The sequence below is a fragment of the Streptomyces sp. Je 1-369 genome (assembly GCF_026810505.1).
Lineage (GTDB): Bacteria > Actinomycetota > Actinomycetes > Streptomycetales > Streptomycetaceae > Streptomyces.
Genome location: NZ_CP101750.1, coordinates 7225506 through 7243281, shown reverse-complemented (window position 1 = coordinate 7243281; position 17776 = coordinate 7225506). Strand labels below are relative to the sequence as shown.

Below are 17776 nucleotides of genomic sequence, written 5' to 3'. Positions count from 1 at the left end.
TCGCAGGCGCTGGAAGGAAACCATGGACGACATCCGATCCGCGCAGAGCCCGGCAACCGCACCCGCGCCCACGGACTCCACGCCGACCCGGCCCGCCCGGACGGCGCAGGACACCCTGGGAGCGTCCCTCGGCGCTTCCGCCCCAGCATCCCCGGTCGGCAGCACCAGCGTGCGCCGCGACGGCTACGCCCGCCTGAGCGCCGCAGACCTAGGAGTGGACACCCAAGCACTGGCCGAAGACTTCGCCCAGCTCGCCAAGGGCTACGAGGACCTGCCCCCTGACCCCTACGCGCCGGACACCAACCGCTACCGCCGCTACTCCCACGCCGTCTACCTCCCCTGGAGCGGCGAGCTCTCGTTCGTCCCCGGTGCTCCGGACCCCGAGTTCGGCACCGTCACCAAGTACTGGCAGGACGAGCACAACCCCGAGTTCCCCCGCGTCCTTCGCAGGCTGCCCGACATCCCGCCGGCGCTTCAGGGCAACCGACTGCTGGACGCCCTCATCCACGCCGACCTCGACCAGGCGCTGTGGCTCCAGGACTTGCAGCACACGCCCGTCTACATCGGCGTCCACATGATCACGCTGGCCGTCCGGGGCCGGCAGCAGGTGGCGGTCTCCTCACCGAACTGCTTGCACCAGGACGGCGGCTCAGCCGCCACCTTCACCTTCGCCCACCTCATCGGCTGCCACAACATCAACGGCGGCGAGAACGCCATCGCCACCGCCGACAGCGCCGGCCAACGACCCGACACGCTGCCACCTCACGCCGTGCACGCCCGCTTCATGATGACCGAACCGCTGGACGGCTACGGCGTGCACGACCACCGCGTCAGCCACTACGTCGCCCCCGTCCACCTCGCCCATGGCAAGAACACCGGCCGACGCGACATCCTCATCATCGGCATCGCCCCCTACACCCCTGGGCTGTAACCCCGCTGACGGCGACACGCACCCAGCGCCCCGGCCGTACGGCCGCGTCTTGCGACCCTGCGATCAGCGGTTCGTCTCGCGCCCGTCGAGCCTCGGGAAAGTAGTGCGCCTGACCTCAGGAGACCAAGGCAAGCCGAGGGTGGCCAACCCTCCACCGCGCCGGGCGCGGAGGCAGATACCGACTCCAGCAGGAACGCGGCTGGCCTTGCGGGCCTCCGCTCGTGAGGCTCAGGGTAGGCCCGCCGACGAAGGCGCAGGCCGGGCTATCTGCTTCTCCGCGGTCCTGCGGCGATCGTGCCTGATACGGCCGGAGCACGAAGCCCGCGCGCCTGCGGGTCGGCGTCGAACCCACCGGGTCGGGAGCACGCCCCACCAGGAGCGACCGCGCGAGCGGTAGGACAGCAGCTCACCAGAGCAGCCGACATGCCCGTGCGGGGCGGTGGTTACGGGCGCAGCCCCTCTGAGCACGTTCATCCTCGCCGTGCCGCAGGCCAAGAAGAACTCCACCGCTCCCCACGCCCTGCCCCACCTCGTCCACCTCGCGGCCCGCGGTGACCGGGCCGTCTCCTTCGCCGCCGCCTTCGAACAGCCCGTCCAGGCCCCCCACGGCGGCAGCGCCACCCCCGCCCGCCAGGCAGAATCGCCCTCATGTCCCAGCGCGCCGAACACCTGCTCGCAGCCGTCGACCAGCTCTCCTACCCCCGCCGCATGCGTGAGCTGGCCTCCGCTGCCCGGCGCGCCGCGGCAGAGGGGGCGGTCGACGAGCTCCTGACCGGGCTCGCCGCCCACGGCGTCCACGGGCGGCGGCTCGCCGCCACCGTGGCGGACATGGCGCGTCACGACGCGTATCTGGAGGGCTGCCTCGCGGACCCCGACCGCCTCGTCCGCGCCCCCGCGATCAAGGCCCTGCGGCAGGGGCGGCTTACGGACGCCGCCGTGATCGGGGTCGTCGAGGACGCGCCTGCCGCCGTGCGGCAGCAACTCATGCACGCCATCGCCGTGGCGGGGCGTACGGGCCTCGCCGAGGCGCTGGTCGAGCCGACGTATCGGCGATGGGGCGCCGACGCCGCCGCGGAAGTGCTCGCCGCCTGCACGGCAAAGACCGTCGACCGGCTGCTGCCCCGCCTGTTCCGCGGACTGGACTCCTACCGGCTGCTCGCCGCCCGCCATCCCGCTCTGCTGCTCGCCGAGATGGAACGGCGGCTCGACACCCTCCCCGCCGTCGTACGGGAAGGCTGGCTGGCGTCCCACGCGGACGCGCTCGCGTTCCTCGCCGGACAGGATCCGCTCGGCGTACTGGCTGTGCTCGAGCGTTACGAGACGCTGCCGATGCCCGTGGTCCGCAAGCTGCACCTCCTCGTCGAGGCGGATCCCGGCCGCACGGTGCGGCTGCTGCTACGCCCGAAGCTGCGGTCCTGGCTGAACAGCGGCCGCCTCGAACCCGCCGTGCTGCGCCGCCTCGTCCGCCACGCCCCGGCGGAACTCACCGACCTCGCCTGCGCCTGGAACGACAACGCAGCCGCTGTCGCCCGGCTGTTGGCCTACCTGCCGCCCTCCCGCCGCAGCGCCCTGTTCGACGCGGCGATGGAGGGCAAGGACCTCGCCCACGCGGACCTCAGCCCCGCCCTGCTCGACGTACTGCCGTACGAGCGGCGCACTGCCGAGGCGCGGCGGATAGCGATGCTGGCCCGCGAGAGGGGCGCGCACTGGACGCAGATACTGACGGCAGCCGCCTACCTGCCGCCGGACGAGGTCCGTGACGACCTTCTCGGCGCCGTCCACCGCTCCGGCGCGGACGACCGCGCCACGGCGTACCCCCTGCTCGTCCGCAACGCGGCACGCTCCCGCGCCCCTCAGGAAGTGAGCCGGTTGCTGCGTGAGCTGCTGCGGCTGCGCAATGAACAGGACCCGGTTCGCAGCGCCGCCCTCTCCGCGCTGGCGGAAGTGCGCCCTTCGCTGTTCACGGAGGACGCCGCCGAGGACCTCGAACGAATCGCCGTCGACGCCGTCGAAGCCCGCGACTCCTCCTGGAGCACCCGTCACGCGCTCAGCAGGCTCGCCCTGTCCGTACTGCGCGAGCACGCCGGCAGGGGCGGCACGCGGCTCATCGGCTGGGCCCTCGACACCCTCATCCGGCTGTCCGGCCACACCGGCGGCGCGAACGTCGGCCGCCTCGACACCGTGCTGCGGCGCGGCCAGGAGTACGAGGTACTGGCGGCGCTACGGCCGCGGCTGGAGGCCGCCACCGACAAGGCCGACTACTCGCTCGTCTTCGCACTCGTACGAGCACTCGGGCGGCGCGCGTGGGGGATGACCGAACTTCAGGAGTACCTGTGGCAGGCCGTCCAGTTCGGAGACGACGCATCCGTCCGCACCGCAGTCAACCTCTGGCTGGAGCAGCCGAAGGGGCGCGACGAGCGGGTGGAGCGGATCGTGCGGCTGGAGCCGTCCGCCGCCGTCCTGCCGTCCGTTCTGAGCGTCCTGACGGGGCGACGTACGGACCTCCTCGACCCGGTGCTGGCGGACACCCCACCATACGGCCGCTTCCTGACCGCCCGCAGCCACTGGACGCCACCCACCTACCGGGCCCACCGCTGGGTGCCGCGCCAGCAGCGGGCGGCGGCGGAGCTGCTCGCGCGCACGGCGGGCGATGCGGGACAGCCGGTGCAGGTGCGCGTCCAGGCCCTCTCGGCGGCAGCAGTGATCCCGGAGGCGGGCCTGGAAGTCGTCCGCCGCTACACGGGATCGTCGAACGTCCCGCTGACGGAGGCGGCCCTCAGCGCACTGCCGTGGACCGACCGCCCCGACGAGGTGCTGCCGCAGCTGCTGGAGCACGCGGGCGGCGACCGCGCCCGGGTCGCGATCTACGCGGCGACGCGGGCCGCGCAGTACGTCGCCCCGTCGCGGCTCGCCACAGATCTCCGCAGGCTGCTCACGCCGCAGGATCCGCGGACGGTGAAGGTCACCAGCCGCAAGGAGGCGGTGCGCCTCGCGGCGACGATGCTGCCTCCGGCACAAGCGGCGCCGCCGCTGCGGGAGGCGTTCGAGCTGCCCGGGCAGCATCACGACGTGCGGTCGGTGTGCGTCGCGTTTGCCCAGGGGATGCTGGCGGAGCCGGCCAGCTGGCCCATGCTGGAGTCGGCCGCGCAGGGACGCACGGAGCTCCGCCGGACGCTGGCACGGGCGACCGTGGCCGAGGTGGACGAGGAGCATCGGGCCAGGTACGCAGGGCTGCTGCGTCGGGCCTGCGAGCCGCTCGAACCGGAAACGGCCGCGGCGCTGTTCCCGGCACTGGCGGAATGGGCGCCGTGCAGCCGGAGATCGCCGAGATGCTGGTGGCCGCCACCACGGACCTTGCCGATCGGGCGGTGTGGGCGATGGCCGGGCAGGAGCTGGTGGAGCTCTCGGCGGACGACGACGGCCCGTATCTTCGGGCCCTGCGGGCGATGCTGGAAGCCGCAGGAGATCCGGACCAGCCCGACGCCGAGCCCGAGCGCGACCAGCCGGCCCGGCAGCGGGCCGCGAGCCTGCTGCACCACCACCGCTACCGTGGCGGCGGCCGGCCGACGGCGGACGTGCTGCTGTCCGCCGCCGACACCGCTGCCGGGTACGAGGATTTCGCGCGCTCCGCCGCCGAACTCCGGCTGTACGCCCTCGAACTGAACAAGGACGCCACCGCGCTGTCGTCGGGCCTGCGCCGACTGGCTGCCGACTGCGAAGGACGTCCGCTGCTGGCCCGGGACGTCGCAGAAGGGATCAGCTCGCGGCTCAGTGCGATCAGCGGCCCCGCGCCCGACGCGTGGCTGGAGACCGCCCGCACGCTGGGTGCGGAACCGGGCCTGGCCCAGGGCCTGTTCGCCATCAGGCTCACCGTCTCCGGCGGCAGCCGCTCTCGGTGGACGGAGCCGTGGCGCGGCCAGCTCCGCACCCTGCGCCGGCACGCACACCCCGACGTCCGCGCGTCGGCACGCGAGACGGTCACGGCACGGGAGGCGCCGCCGTCGGTCCCAGGGACGATCCAGTGGTGACCGGGGCCCGCGCGGTGGCGCCGGCCGGTGGCCGCCAGGCCCTGATCGCCCTGCTGCAGGCGGTCGAGGCCCGTCAGCTCAGCCCTGCGTCCGCGAGTCGGCACTGTGACACCAAGACACCGGCCCGTGCCGTGGCGAGCGCTTCAGGAACTGGAAGATCCGCGGGTCGCTGCCTCATCCGTTCGGTCGCTGTCTGCTCGCAGAGTTCCCGGCCCCCGCATCAGATGGAACCACCGCGGTTCCCGGTGCGAAGCACCAGCCGGAGGGTGTCCGGAAGGCCGCAGGAAAGCGGGCCAGGTCAAGTAGGCCGAACCGTCTGGAAGGAGTACGTCATGCCGCAGGGGTCCAGCAACAAGCGTGAGCGCCAGTACGAGCACATCAAGGAAGGCGCGGAGAAACGAGGAACCTCCGAAGGCCGCGCGAAGGAGATCGCGGCACGCACCGTGAACAAGGAACGCGCCCGTTCCGGCGAATCGAAGACCGCGAGCAAGACCTCCACGCGCGACAAGAAGTCCGCCTCACAGCGCGGCGGCGAACGCTCCCACAGCGGCTCCCAGGGCCCGACGAAGGACCAGCTCTACGCGGAGGCCAAGAAGCACAACATCGACGGCCGCTCATCCATGAACAAACAGCAACTGGCCAAGGCCCTCGGCCGCTGACCAACGACGCCGGGAGTTGGCCGACGAACTCACCACGCAGCTGGTGCGGCATTCCGTGGCTGAAGAGCAGTGGCTGTATCCGGCGGTGCGCAAGTACCTCTTCCTTCTCTTGTCCGTGACCTGTACGAGCGAGGTCTTGGAGGAGCAGCGAGGTCATGTAGGAGCTGGGCAACAAGATCCGCATCGCGAAGAAGCCGGCACCCACGCGCCCCCACCCCTCAGCACCGCACACCCCGCCAGGCAAGAACTGGCTGACCCCACCACGCCCGACGCCTCCGGCTGGAGCAGGGCACGAAGGAGAGCTGCGATGACCACTGCACGAGAGATCATGACCGAGGGCGCCGAATGTATCGGCGCGGACGAAAACGTTCTGCTCGCTGCTCAGAAGATGACCGAACTGGGCGTCGGCGCGCTGCCGATCTGCGGCGCCGACGACAAGCTCAAGGGCGTCCTCACCGACCGCGACATCGTCATCAAGGTCCTGGGGGCCGGTAAGGACCCTGCCTCGACCACGGCAGGCGAGCTGGCACAGGGCGAGGCCGTCACGATCGGCGCCGACGACGAGGCCAGTGAAATCCTGCGCACGATGACGGCCCACAAGACCCGCCGCCTGCCCGTCATCGACGGCCACCGCCTGGTCGGCATGGTCTCCCAGGGCGATGTCGCCCGCGCCCTTCCCGACCCTCAGGTCGGAGACCTGCTGGAAGCACTCTCCAGCGACTGAACGGCACGCCCGACGTTGCAGCCATGTGCACCTGAAGGCGGAAGAAGGCATCTACCCGCGAGCGGCGCGCCGCTTTCCGGCTGGATGACTCTCATAGCTGTCGCGCCCTCGCGGGGCCCTGCTGGCCGACCCGTTGAGGAGCGCTCTTCTATGCTCACCGGCAGCATCTCCACCACGCCACACCCACCGCAGCACGCGCACACATGCCGTGTTGACGACGACTCCCCCGACACCACGGCGGCCTTTGCCCATCTGGCGAGCCTCGACGCAGGCCCCGAGCGGGATCCTGTCGGCATGTACCTCACTCAGGACAACGGCAAACGGTCCGTGCGCACCGCCCCCTGCGGCGACGGACGACGGCTGCTGCTCGTGACCGGTGAGGGCTTCACGCCGGGTGAGGGCGACCCGGCTGCTGGTTGTGGAGGTTCTAGCGGGAGTCGTTTCGCGGTGTGTTGGGGAGTCGCTATGGGCGTCTCTGCATGATCAATCGCGATGAGTTTTGATGTCACTCGCGGTCGATCACTGCGCATTAGGGGTACGGCCTCGGTACTGGTGTGATCGCCTAATCAACTGTCGCCAGTTCCCCGGGGAGTCCAGCCAGCTGGTGACTGACTGTGGTCGCCAGCGGCTTGTCGCGCCACCGGGTGATGGCCTTGTCCTGGTAGCCGAACGAGTCCGATACGACGGGGCGGGATTCGGCACGGGGCCGGAGAACAGTTGAGAATGGGGGGTGTTAACTTCCTTCCCGTGGCGAAGCACCAGGACGAGACCAGGGCGGCCTATGACGGGGTCGTCGAGTTATATGCGTCGATGTTCGCTAATCGACTGGAGACGCAGCCGTTCGCGCGGAACATGATCGGCACCTTCGCCGAGCTGGTGCGTGGAACGGGGAATTCGCGGGTGGCCGATGTCGGCTGCGGGCCCGGACATCTGACGGCCATGCTGCACGACCTGGGGCTCGATGCCTTCGGGCTCGACCTCTCCCCGGCCATGGTCGACCACGCCCGGCGGGCCCATCCGGCGCTGAAGTTCGATGAGGCCCGGATGGAGGCACTCCCAGTTGAGGACGGCGCGCTCGGTGGCGTGCTGGCCCACTACTCGATGATCCATACCCCTCCTGGGGAACTACCTGCGCTGCTCGCCGAGCAGGCGCGTGTCCTGGCGCCGGGGGGCCTTCTCCTGGTCTCGTTCTTCGGGACCGACGCGCCCGAGCCGGTCCGCTTCGACCACAAGGTGACACCCGCCTACAGCTGGTCGGCGGACCGCTTCGCCGAGTTGCTGGCCGGGGCCGGGTTCGTCACATTCGCGCGGCTGCTCCACGACCCGGCCTCCGAGCGGGGCTTCCTGGACGCCCACTTGCTGGCCCGTCTCCGCTAGAGCATGGCCTTCTGCTGTGGGCTCTCGTAGTCAACTGTCGCCGGCTTCCCGAGGAGGCCGGCTTGTCGGTGACCTTGTGTGATCGCCAGCGGCGTATCGGCTCCATGTCCCGCCGGTCTCTCTGATGAGGCGGCTGGTGGTCTTGTTGTGGTAGCCGAGAGCGTCGGCAACGACGGGAGCGGGCAGTTCGAGGAGCTGCTGGCGGATGGCGGCGCCACGTGCTGCGGCGGCCGGGATCCCGGCCTCGTTCAGGAGCGCGGACAGGTGGTCGGCGGGCTGGCTGTCCTGCCCGGCGGCCCGGGAAGAGCCATCGGGAGGCGGGGTTGGTGGCGGTGTTCATGTTGTCGCGGTTCGCTATGTGCTCCAGCAGCAGAGTGGCGACCGGTGCGGGAACGGGTGAGGCGGGTTCGCCGAGCCGTAGCAGCACGGTGTCGCCGTCGTGGATCACGTCTTCGACGCTGAGCCGGACGATGCGGCTCACGGGCTGCGCATAGAGCAGCACGATGACCCCCGCGACACGCAGACGTACCGGAATCTCCGTGTCGGTCAGCAGTCGGCCGAGGGCGTCGAGGCGTTCGTCTTCGCTCAGTGCGGCCCGCCGGGAGACCTTCATCGCGGGGATGGACAGGGAGCGTGGGCAGTTACGGGTCTGCATGGCCCAGCTGAGAAAAGCCCTCAGGCAGGTGCGGCCGTGTTCGCTGCTCTCGGCCCACCAGGCGTCGATGTCGATCTGGCCGCAGGACGCGAGGCTGTTGTTGCGTTGGCCGAGCCATTGCAGGAAGGCGGTCGCGTACTTGATCTGGTCGGCGGCGAACCTCCGGACGCTGGGTGTGATGTGGCTTCGTTCGGCGCGGGCCCGCAGCCACGGGAGGACGCGCCAGGTCGCGAAGAGCCTGATCGTTTTGACGTGTTCGGGGTGGCCAGCGTTGGAAGGAGCAGAGGTACTTGTCGACCGTAGGCAGGACTCCGCTGGTCATCAGGAGTTCTTCCAGGTGAGCGGCGGTTCGCCAGGGCTGGAGCTCGTGGAAGGCGTCGTGGGTCAGCGAGATCTGGCCGAGGCCGAGCTGTTGCAACAATCGGGAGGCGTTCGTCGGTTGGCTGCGGCGCATGGCCAGCCAGGCCAGTCCGCTGTTGGGCTTGTCCATCGCCACCAGCAGGTTGAACAGTGGGACCAGCGCGGGACGGATGCGACCGGTGCCGTCGTCCAGGAGCGCGGTGAGGCGGTCGCTGAGCGTGCAGCGCTCACACAGCCGTCCGCCCAGGAGCTTGCCCTCGAAGCCGCAGCGTGAGCAGTCGAAGGTTCGGGAGAAGCCGGCGCAGGTGGTGCAGATCGGGACTCCGTCACCGGGACGGAGCCCAGGCAGGGCCCGGTCCTGGCCGCATCCCCGGACAGGTGCCCCGCGTACGGACGGCGCGGTCCGAACAGGTGCGGCAGACGTATCCGTCCGGCCAGGTGCCGGCCTTGTGCCTGCGGCGGCCACATCGGCAGCACTCGGTCATGTACCAGCGTTCGTACTGCTCGTCGGTGGCGTAGGTGCGGGTCATGCGTCGGGCAGGATGCGGGCGGCGCGGGGCCGCAGCTTCGCGACGTTCGCGGGCGGTGCGGGCAGGTCGCCGGTGGCGGTCTTGCGGACGCCGGCGTTCTCGGCGGTGGTGTCCACCAGGTCGGCCGGAGTGCAGGACAGGATGTCGCAGAGTGCTGCCATGACCTGCAACGACAGGCGTTCCGGGGTGCCGGAGACCAGGCGGTGGACCTGGGAGGCGGACAGGTCGATGCCCCGTTCGCGCAGCAGCGGCACCAGTTCGGTGGCCGTGAAAATCTGGTGCTGGGCCATGACCTCACGCAGCCGCCACGTGTAGCCGACCTTGCGTTTCATGCCTGCCTCCCGGTCTGGGTCTCAAGGGCCGCGGCGATGGTGGCGTCCAGGTGCCGCCGCAGGGTGCGGGTGCGGAAGTCCGAGGAGACGCAGGTGTAGAGCGAGGTGGTGCTGGCGTGCTCGTGGCCGACTTGCTCCTGGACGAAGCGCGGGTCCCAGCCGTCCTCGATGAGGTGGGTGACGTAGGACCTGCGGAAGGAGTGGAAGTCCAGCCCCTCGTCGAGGCCCAGGGACTTGCGGTAGGCGATGAAGCGGGAGTTGAGCCGCTGGCAGCCGATCCGCAGGCCCCGTTCGGAAGGCCAGGCCGCCGGGTTGTCGTTGGTGCCGAACAGCGGGCGGACCTCGGTGAACCACTCGTCCAGGACGTCCGGAGTCCAGTCGAACACGGTCAGCACCCCGCGGCGCTTGGGCGGCGAGCCCTTCTTGGCCTTGCCGAACCGCACCTGGCACCGGCCGTACTCACCGAACTCGCCGCCGTGCGGGTTGCGGCCGAAGTCGGCGGCGTCCAGCATCCGCGTCTCGTTGCGCCGCAGTCCGAAGGCGTAGGCTGTCTTGAACAGGGTCGCGTCGCGAAAGGCGGGCAGCCAGCCCTTGCGGCCGAAGGCCCGGATGCGGGCGACCTCGTCGTCGCAGTGCGCGAAGAAGGCGTGCAGCTCGGCCTTGGTGAACGCGCGCTTCTTCGCGTCCGCCTCGTTGTCCTGGACGTGCACCGCGGTGTTCCACTCGTGCACGACCTGCACCGGGTGGGTGCCGAACCGCTCTTCGCAGGTCGCTGTCCACTCGTAGAGCGGATCGGTGGTGAAGTGGCAGAACGCCCGCACGGCCTCGGAGTACGAGCGGATCGTGGAGCGCTTCAGGTCCCGCAGCGAGCGCAGGTCACCGAGCCACTCGTCGACCATCGCCGGTATTCAGCGCCAGGGGTAGGTGTTCACGTAGGCCGCGAACGCCTTGACCGTGTTCTCCCGGCCCTTCACGGTCGTCCGGGCCAGATTCCGCGCGAGCTGCTGGTTGGCGAACCCCGTCAGCATCGCCGCGAAGACCTGTTCTTCCGGCCGCAGCAACGCGACCCCGTCGACCAGGTGCAGCCCTGCCGCCCCCGGTATCGACCCGTTGAACCCCACCGGTTCACCACCCTCCGCGACTCGCATCAGATGCGAGAAAACCGCATCCTATGCGAGTCGTCGGCGGAGTCCCAGGCCAGCCTGCACGGGTCGCAGCAAGGCCCTCGTGACCGGTATCGTCGCGGCCAGAAACCTGCTCAAGTACGCAGGTCCACAGTGTGATTGCTCCACTCTCGGGGAAGATTCTCCACCTGTCGCGAGTTCGCATCCGATGCAATTGGCGGCGCTTGGAACATCGGTACAGCGGCTGACACTGAGAATGATCATGGTCACGGCGTGAGCGTGCTGACGCGGTTCTTTCGTACCCGCAGCGGCCTTCACGCTGGGCCGCGGCATGAGGTCGTGCAAGCCGCGAAGGAGGTCGTACACCACGTGGACGAGGCCGCCAACGGGGCAACGGGATCCGGGACACTGACATGTAGAAGGGGCCGCACGCTCATGCCGCGCGGCCCCCTTTGCCGTCTCCACGCCCCTTGGCGGGCCCCTACGAGATCGGCATCGTGACCGTGAGGGTGACGGGGGACGGCAGCCTGCCCATCACCTTAAAACCGGTCGAGCCCTGTCCGACCGACCAGCCACCATGCGGATCCTCGACCGGGGGCTCCCCGCTGGAAAGCCCGGACAGTGTGATCTGAGGGGCAACCTCGCCATTGGTCATCTTGCAGACGACCGTTGCTGCTCTCGGGACCGTGACCGTGAACGGGACCGCGGTATTCAGGTCCCTCATCAGGTGGTCCGTGGAGATGAACTGCGAGATGACCCGCTCAGCACCGTCAGTGTCTCGCACACGCGAATCCTCGCTCCGGGACCAATGTTCGGTGGGAGCAACCGAGATCGCAGAGGCATCAGGGATCTCAGGAAAAGGAATCGTCATTCTTCCACCTCATCTACCCAAGGGGCCGCCGTCGGCCCGGTTACCCGATCCTCCCGCTGCCTTACGAGCAAATGATCAAGCATGCAGGCCGTTTCTCGCCAACGTTGGCGAGGTTGAGCGCTAGAGATCGTCGGGCGCTCAGGGTTTCAAGATCACCTCGTTGCCCCATTGGCGCGTATCTCGGTCACCCCCCAAAGGGGCGTAGGCGAAGGGAGCCCATAGTGGGCATCAAGTACCAGCTCCAGAACAAGGCCAACGAGCTCAAGGACCAGGCGCAGAAGGCGCGAGAAGGCGCTCAGGGTGAAGGGTCGGAGCGGCGCCAGCAGGGGCAGGAGCAGGAGCAGGAGCAGGATGCGGCCCAGGACACGCAGGATCGTTTTCAGTTTTGACCGGCAATCACTGCCGGCCCCGTCTCGCTGAGATGCGGGGCTTGGCCCTGCAGGCGGAGCATGCGGAAACCTGCGGGGCCTCTCTACGAACCAGCGGTAACGCGCTCGATCAAGATGTCCTCGGTCGGGACGTCTTGGTGATCGCCCTTGGTGCCTGTCTTGACCTGCTGGATCTTCGTGACGGTGTCGCTGCCTTCGATCACCTTGCCGAAGACGGTGTAGCCCCAGCCTTGGGGGGTCTTGCCCCGGTGGTCCAGCATGGGGTTGTCCGCGAGGTTGATGAAGAACTGGGCCTGGGCCGAATGCGGCTCCGATGTGCGGGCCATCGCTACGGTGAGGCGGTCGTTCTTCAGCCCGTTGTCCGCTTCGTTCTGGATGGGGGCACGGGTGGCCTTTTCCTTCATGCCGGGCTCGAACCCTCCGCCCTGGATCATGAAGCCCGTGATGACCCGGTGGAAGATCGTTCCGTTGTAGTGGCCATCCCTGGCGTACTGGAGGAAGTTCTCGACCGTCTTCGGGGCCTTCTCGCCATCGAGCAGCAGGACAATGTCGCCGAAATTGGTGTGCAACGTGGCCGTGGACATGCGCCCTCACTCTTGGTGAAAGATCAGTAACGCAATGATCATAGCTGCAGGGGCCATAAAGGGGTGGTGACAGTCACGCGACGTGTTGCACATGCTCTTGCCACAGTCGATGCGTCGAACGCTGCCTGACGGACCCATCGCCGACGCGGCCATCCGGCGGGCAGGACTGGCGGACCGGTTGCCACTGCATCCGGCCTGACCAGCTCAGCTGGCCTTGTTCTGCTCGCCCTGGGCCTTGATGTGGGCGAGGCGGTAGGAGTTGGTGCCGGTCTCGATGATGGCACCGTTGAAGGTGAGCCGATCCACGATGGCCGCGCAGAGCCGGGGGTCGGTGAAGGTTTTCGTCCACCCCGAGAACGACTCGTTCGAGGCGATCGCGACGCTGTTCTTCTCCTCGCGTTCGGTCAGCACCTGAAACAGCAACTCCGCTCCCCGACGGTCGAGTTCCATGTAGCCGAGTTCGTCGATGCATAAAAGATCGACGCGTCCGTAGCGAGCGATGGTCTTGGACAGCTGTTTCTCATCAGCGGCCTCGACCAGCTCGTTGACGAGTTTGGTGGCCAGCACGTAGCGGACCCGATAGCCGTGCAGTGCGGCCTCGGTGCCCAGCGCGATCAGCAGGTGGGATTTGCCGGTGCCGGAGTCTCCGATCAGGCAGAGGGGCTCGCTCTTCTTGACCCAGTCGCAGGTCGCGAGGGTGTTGACGGTGGCCGGGTCGACGTTCGGGTTGGCGTCGAAGTCGAAGGCCCGCAGGGACTTGTCCCGCGGGAATGCGGCCGCCTTGATGCGGCGCTCGGAGCGGCGCCGGGCCCGGTCGTCGCACTCGGTCATCAGCAGCTCGGCCAGGAAGGCCCGGTAGGACATCTGGTCGCGGGCCGCGGCATCGGCCAGGTCCCCGAACTGCTGGCGGATGGAGGGCAGCCGCAGCATCCGGCATGCCTGGTCGATCGAGGCGGCGGCGGCTTCTTCGGTCAGTCCGCGCTTGCGTGGGCTCATGATCCTTCTTTCTCGTTTCCGGTCCTGCGGCCGCGGCGGTTCAACAGCTGGTCGTAGTGGGCCACCGACGGCAGCGGCCGGTTGTCCGGCGGCAAGTGGGACAGCCGCCAGTCCGTCAAGGACGTCACCGTCGCAGCAGGGCCTTCCGCCTGGGCGGTGCCGGGAGCAGGGGTGGGCAGCTCGCCGGTGTCGCCCTCGGCGGCCTTGCGGGCCTCCAGGGCGACCGCGTCCGCGGTCAGCGCGCCTGCCCTGATCGCGGCGGCCAGCCCTGCGACGACGTGTTCGTGTTCCATGTGCCGGGCCAGGAGCAGGACCTCGATCAGGGCCCGGGTGCCGGCCGCGTCCCCGTGGGCCGCGCAGGCAGCTGCCCACCACCGGTCATGGACCGGAGTGAACCGGCCCGCGGAGCGGGCCTGTTCCAGCGGAGTCGAGCCCGGAAAGGCGCCGGGCTTGCGCAACAGCGCCTCCAGGTAGTGATCGAGCACGAGCCGGGAGCCGCCCCGGCCGCTGAGCCGCTCGTGGCGGGCGACCTCGGTGCGGCCGTCGTAGACCACCAGGTCATTGGCGTGCAGCAGGACCCGCAGCTGGCGGCCGATGAAGCGGACCGGCACCGAGTAGGTGTTGGAGCGCACGGTGATCTGGCCGAAGCGGTTGACGCGCGGGGTGAATCACCGTCCCGTCTCGAACACCTCTGTCGGCAGCGGTCTCAGCAGCGGCTGTTCGTGAGCGAAGGACTCGCCGATCGTGCGGGTCCGCGAGCGCAGCCGACGGCCCTCGTCCTGAAGGTCCCAGCGGTCGACCAGTTCGTTCAGCTCCGCCAGCGAAGCAACTTCGGGGACCGGGACGAAGTGGTTGCGGCGGAAGTAGCCGATCTGCCCCTCGACGCCGCCCTTCTCGTGGGCGCCCTCGATGCCGGGCCGGCAGTAGAACGCTTCAATGCCCCAGTGCGAACGGAAGGCCGTCCAGCGATCGGATTCCACCCGGGCCCGCCCCAGCCCCAGCACCCGCTCGACCGCGGCCCGCAGATTGTCGTAGCGGATCTTCCCGCGCGGAATACCGCCCAGCCGCCGAAAGGCGTGCTCGTGGCCTTCGAGGAAGGCTTCCTGCCCGCAGGAAGCGAACACCCGGTGCACCGCCTTGCCGGAGTAGGACAGCCGCAGTGAGAACAGGTAGACCCTGGTCGGCACTCCCGTCAGCACGACGTGCACGTCCCCGAAGTCGACTTCCGCCTCCACCCCGGGCAGATGCCGCTGCGGGATGAACATCGCCTCCGGACCCACCCCCGCCTTGCGGCGGATCTCCTTGCGCCGCTCTTTCACGTAGAGCCGGACCATGCAGTACGAGATGTCGCGGGCGTCGTGCCCTTCGATCAGCCGGTCGAAGATCCGCTGTGCGGTGTGCCGCTGCTTGGGCGGCGCATCCAGATCCGCTTTCAGCATCGAGTCGATCAGCGCCTTGTAGGGATCGAGCCGCGATTCCTTTTGCCGCGGCTTCTTCCGCGGCGCCGGCCACTTCCCGTCCAGGGCCCGCCTCACCGTCCGCCACGTGACGTTGTGGACCTGCTGCAATGACCGCATCGACATGCCCAGCAGATGATCCTTGCGGATGGCCGAGTACAGCTCGACCTTCGACTGCGAGTTACCCATCAGGCCTCCCAGCGGCAGCAGCACACCTCACAGTCCCACCGCAAGCCCCCGACTAACGTCAAAACAAACCGACATCGCAATGTCGGTCAGAACGCGACACCCGCACTCATCGCGAAACGACTCCCCAACTGATGTTCATAGCCACGGCTGCCGGTGTCGCGCGCCTGGACGCGTGGATGCACGCCCGTTTCCCCGTCGGTGACACCGCCTACCGCTGGGCGGCCCAGGACAATGACGTCAGCGACACCGTGCCGATGATCGGCCGCTACCACCCGGGCGCCCGGCACACCTACGTCGCCGCGGCTTCGGCGGGTGGGGCATGAGCGGCGGGGTGCTGGCCGGACAGCTCCTCACCCGGCTCATCCACGGGGACCGACAAAACCGAAGCCCGCATTGGGCCTGGGCCCCACCGACCCTTGTTCCTCGGGCGGCGTGACCAACGTCCCGAGTGAGCCCGTCGCGGCCCGGGGACTCTGCGGTGGATGAAGGCCGTCGGAGAGGAAAGGTGAGCACGGATGATTCGGGTGAAAGCAATGATCAAGCAGGTGGCGGGGCGCAAGAAGGAGATAGACGGCATCGTGCTGCGCAACGAAACCCTGCGCGCCGAAGGAAGGCGCGAGAAGCAACGTGGCCGCGAGGAACTCCGGGCCCTGCGCAGCACGGGCGACCAGCCGGTCTCCTGCGCAACAGGCCCGTACCTGCCGGAAAGGGCGCCCGAGTGAGCGAACCACCCCGGCACATCACACGGTTACTCCTCCCGTTGGGCCCGCTGGCGCTCGCCCCAGCTGCGGCGGTGCCGGTGAGCGGGCTGCGGACGCGTCAGCCGCAACGACCGTCCGAACTCCTGGCCGTGGCCTCCATCGCCATTTTCTCCGTCTACCTGCGCCAGCGCGGTTCCCCCGAATCCAAGCCCGTCGGAACTCCGCACACCTCACAGGAACCGAGCGACAAGCAGAGCCAACCAGGTCCGACGGCTGTGACGGTGGAAGGGTGTGATCGGTGTGGGGCAAGTGGACCGGATCGTTGAGCCTTGGGGCGGCCGGACTCCATATGGCTGCGGCGAGGAGTGGCCGGTGCGGGTGGACACCCATCTCGCCGAGGGCGTGGGGGCCGAGGATGTCGAGCGGTGGGTGTCGACGGCGTCGATCCTGCACTCCAACGGCGATGCCATGGACATCGCGGTGAAGGACGGCCGCATGGTCGGTGTCCGCGGCAGGGCCGGGGACCGGGTCAACCGCGGCAGGCGAGGCGTGACCGACCTGTTCGCGTGGCAGGCCAACTCCTCGCCCGACCGGCTGACCCAGCCCCTGATCCGCGTAGACAGGCGCCTGGTGAAATGCGACTGGGACACCGGACAATGCCCGCAGGATGCAGGGCGTGCCGCGAACGAACTCACCCTCGCAGACTGGGACCCCGCCTCCAAGCAACTCCTCTTCAAGACCGCAGCCGCCGCGCTTCGCCGCATCGAACCCGGCGCGGGGCCAGCGCCCGCTCCGACGACCGCCGCATCCGCGCCCGTCTCCGCAGACGTGCCCGTCTCCGCAGACGTGTCCGAAACTGTCGGCGGACCCACAGCGCTGGCCCACGAAAGCCTCAGCGCCATGGCGAACGGAGCCGCCCGGTGAAAATCAACCTGCTCCTGCACGCCATTCACCACGACGAGAACGACCTCGCCCATACGCTGCTTCACGTCGCGGAACGTCACAAGGCCGACCACGAGATCTACCATCTGGGCCGGGACCTGGCCCGCTGGTCTCAAGACCACGTCCGTACCCTGGCCACGCTCGGCGAGCGCTTCGGAGCCCACCTCGACCCCGAACCGGTGGGCAACCTCGAGATGGCAGCCCGCGCCCGACACACGACCGCCGGACTGACAGGCCGAAGGCCCGAGGCCGCGCTGTTGCTGCTGCACGACCTCCGGGAGATCTACACCAAAGCATCGGGTGCCTCGGTCGACTGGGAGCTCCTCGGCCAAGCTGTCCAGGGCCTGCGCGGCACCGGACTGCTGAACGCCGTGCAGCTCTGCCACCCCGACACGCGGCGGCAGCTGCACTGGGCGAACGGGAAACTCAAAGAGTCCGCCGCCCAGATCCTCGTCAGCTGATCCGAAGGTCCTACAGCAACCCCGACGCCTATTCGATCAGGGGCTTACGGGTGGCCCGGGCGTTCCTCGGGCGGGGTCCCGCCGCCGGGGCCGCCGCCCTTGCTGCCCTTGTCCGTTCCGTGGTCGTGAGCACCCGCTCGGCGGGACTTGCCGGGCTGTCGCGCCTTCAGTTCAGCGCTGTCCTGGGGGGTGGCCCCGCCCTTGTCGCTGCGCCGCTGTTCGGGCTGCTGCGGGTTCGACATTGCGATCGCTCCCATCACATGATTCGGGTCACCGATCGGGCGCCCGGCCCGGTGCGGACCAGACCCGGCCCCGCGTTCCATGCTCCCACGCGACCGTGCTCCAGTCCCTTCGAGCAGCGCGTAAGCGATCTCGGAGATGGCTTCGAGGACAGACATCATCCGAATCGTGAGGAACTTCCGACCAACCCGTTTCACCGGCGCCGGACCCGGTCACCCGAAGGGAG

At 69.0% G+C, this 17776-nt stretch carries 18 protein-coding genes and 5 pseudogenes; 14 read left to right on the top strand and 9 right to left on the bottom strand.

The window, feature by feature from the left end:
- Positions 1-22: 22 nt before the first annotated feature.
- The 8 genes and pseudogenes from NOO62_RS32445 (at position 23) to NOO62_RS32410 (ending at position 9008) form a co-directional block, all read left to right on the top strand.
- Positions 23-931, top strand: coding sequence for a 2OG-Fe dioxygenase family protein (locus NOO62_RS32445; RefSeq protein ID WP_268774350.1), 909 nt, complete (start codon positions 23-25; stop codon positions 929-931).
- Positions 932-1370: 439 nt separating this feature from the next.
- A pseudogene (locus tag NOO62_RS32440) lies at positions 1371-1550 on the top strand (type I-E CRISPR-associated protein Cas7/Cse4/CasC); the annotation flags it as partial.
- 29 nt (positions 1551-1579) lie between these two features.
- Positions 1580-4594 (top strand): hypothetical protein, encoded by a 3015-nt coding sequence (locus NOO62_RS32435; RefSeq protein WP_268774349.1) that lies wholly within the window; start codon positions 1580-1582, stop codon positions 4592-4594.
- Positions 4507-4959: a hypothetical protein gene (locus NOO62_RS32430; protein WP_268774348.1), complete on the top strand. Its 453-nt coding sequence runs from the start codon at positions 4507-4509 to the stop codon at positions 4957-4959. The genes NOO62_RS32435 and NOO62_RS32430 overlap by 88 nt, the downstream gene beginning before the upstream one ends.
- Before the next feature lie 332 nt (positions 4960-5291).
- Positions 5292-5618, top strand: a complete 327-nt coding sequence (locus tag NOO62_RS32425) for a plasmid stabilization protein (protein ID WP_268774347.1) — start codon at positions 5292-5294, stop codon at positions 5616-5618.
- Positions 5619-5925: 307 nt separating this feature from the next.
- Positions 5926-6342, top strand: coding sequence for a CBS domain-containing protein (locus tag NOO62_RS32420; RefSeq protein ID WP_268774346.1), 417 nt, complete (start codon positions 5926-5928; stop codon positions 6340-6342).
- 747 nt (positions 6343-7089) lie between these two features.
- A complete protein-coding gene (locus tag NOO62_RS32415) occupies positions 7090-7719 on the top strand; it encodes a class I SAM-dependent methyltransferase (RefSeq protein ID WP_176161692.1) in 630 nt (209 codons plus the stop codon).
- 653 nt (positions 7720-8372) lie between these two features.
- Positions 8373-9008, top strand: coding sequence for a hypothetical protein (locus NOO62_RS32410; protein WP_268774345.1), 636 nt, complete (start codon positions 8373-8375; stop codon positions 9006-9008).
- A 52-nt stretch (positions 9009-9060) separates the two neighbouring features.
- Here the strand turns inward: NOO62_RS32410 and NOO62_RS32405 are convergent, their stop codons facing one another.
- The 5 genes from NOO62_RS32405 to NOO62_RS32385 all read right to left on the bottom strand — a co-directional run bounded on the left by NOO62_RS32405 (position 9061) and on the right by NOO62_RS32385 (position 11504).
- Positions 9061-9264 (bottom strand): hypothetical protein, encoded by a 204-nt coding sequence (locus tag NOO62_RS32405; RefSeq protein WP_268774344.1) that lies wholly within the window; start codon positions 9262-9264, stop codon positions 9061-9063.
- Entirely contained in the window at positions 9261-9596 is a 336-nt protein-coding gene (locus tag NOO62_RS32400) for a helix-turn-helix domain-containing protein (protein ID WP_268774343.1), read from the bottom strand. Before NOO62_RS32400 ends, NOO62_RS32405 begins: the two co-directional genes overlap by 4 nt.
- Positions 9593-10495 (bottom strand): tyrosine-type recombinase/integrase, encoded by a 903-nt coding sequence (locus NOO62_RS32395; RefSeq protein ID WP_268774342.1) that lies wholly within the window; start codon positions 10493-10495, stop codon positions 9593-9595. The genes NOO62_RS32400 and NOO62_RS32395 overlap by 4 nt, the downstream gene beginning before the upstream one ends.
- 9 nt (positions 10496-10504) lie before the next feature.
- Positions 10505-10744, bottom strand: a complete 240-nt coding sequence (locus NOO62_RS32390; protein ID WP_268774341.1) for a hypothetical protein — start codon at positions 10742-10744, stop codon at positions 10505-10507.
- A 457-nt stretch (positions 10745-11201) separates the two neighbouring features.
- The gene (locus NOO62_RS32385) at positions 11202-11504 is read right to left on the bottom strand and encodes a hypothetical protein (RefSeq protein WP_268774340.1); all 303 of its coding nucleotides are present in this window, start codon (positions 11502-11504) and stop codon (positions 11202-11204) included.
- A 308-nt stretch (positions 11505-11812) separates the two neighbouring features.
- Here NOO62_RS32385 and NOO62_RS32380 point away from each other — a divergent pair, with 308 nt between their 5' ends.
- On the top strand, positions 11813-11980 hold the full coding sequence (locus NOO62_RS32380; protein WP_268774339.1) for a hypothetical protein: 168 nt from the start codon (positions 11813-11815) through the stop codon (positions 11978-11980).
- 83 nt (positions 11981-12063) lie between these two features.
- Here the strand turns inward: NOO62_RS32380 and NOO62_RS32375 are convergent, their stop codons facing one another.
- The 3 genes and pseudogenes from NOO62_RS32375 to istA all read right to left on the bottom strand — a co-directional run bounded on the left by NOO62_RS32375 (position 12064) and on the right by istA (position 15206).
- Complete coding sequence (locus tag NOO62_RS32375; protein ID WP_268774338.1) at positions 12064-12564, bottom strand: peptidylprolyl isomerase; 501 nt, start codon at positions 12562-12564, stop codon at positions 12064-12066.
- 204 nt (positions 12565-12768) lie between these two features.
- Positions 12769-13563 (bottom strand): IS21-like element helper ATPase IstB, encoded by a 795-nt coding sequence (istB, locus tag NOO62_RS32370; protein WP_321170660.1) that lies wholly within the window; start codon positions 13561-13563, stop codon positions 12769-12771.
- A pseudogene (gene istA, locus NOO62_RS32365) lies at positions 13557-15206 on the bottom strand (IS21 family transposase). Before istA ends, istB begins: the two are co-directional and overlap by 7 nt.
- 161 nt (positions 15207-15367) lie before the next feature.
- Here istA and NOO62_RS32360 point away from each other — a divergent pair.
- The 5 genes and pseudogenes from NOO62_RS32360 to NOO62_RS32345 all read left to right on the top strand — a co-directional run.
- A pseudogene (locus NOO62_RS32360) lies at positions 15368-15579 on the top strand (FAD-dependent oxidoreductase); the annotation flags it as partial.
- A gap of 160 nt (positions 15580-15739) precedes the next feature.
- A complete protein-coding gene (locus NOO62_RS32355) occupies positions 15740-15928 on the top strand; it encodes a hypothetical protein (protein WP_268774336.1) in 189 nt (62 codons plus the stop codon).
- A 113-nt stretch (positions 15929-16041) separates the two neighbouring features.
- Positions 16042-16134, top strand: a pseudogene (locus NOO62_RS39155) (DUF6766 family protein); the annotation flags it as partial.
- Positions 16135-16207: 73 nt separating this feature from the next.
- Positions 16208-16558, top strand: a pseudogene (locus tag NOO62_RS32350) (nitrate reductase); the annotation flags it as partial.
- Between the two features lie 269 nt (positions 16559-16827).
- Complete coding sequence (locus NOO62_RS32345) at positions 16828-17310, top strand: hypothetical protein (protein WP_268774335.1); 483 nt, start codon at positions 16828-16830, stop codon at positions 17308-17310.
- A gap of 44 nt (positions 17311-17354) precedes the next feature.
- Here NOO62_RS32345 and NOO62_RS32340 read toward each other — a convergent pair whose 3' ends face one another.
- On the bottom strand, positions 17355-17567 hold the full coding sequence (locus NOO62_RS32340; RefSeq protein WP_268774334.1) for a hypothetical protein: 213 nt from the start codon (positions 17565-17567) through the stop codon (positions 17355-17357).
- Positions 17568-17776 lie beyond the last annotated feature (209 nt).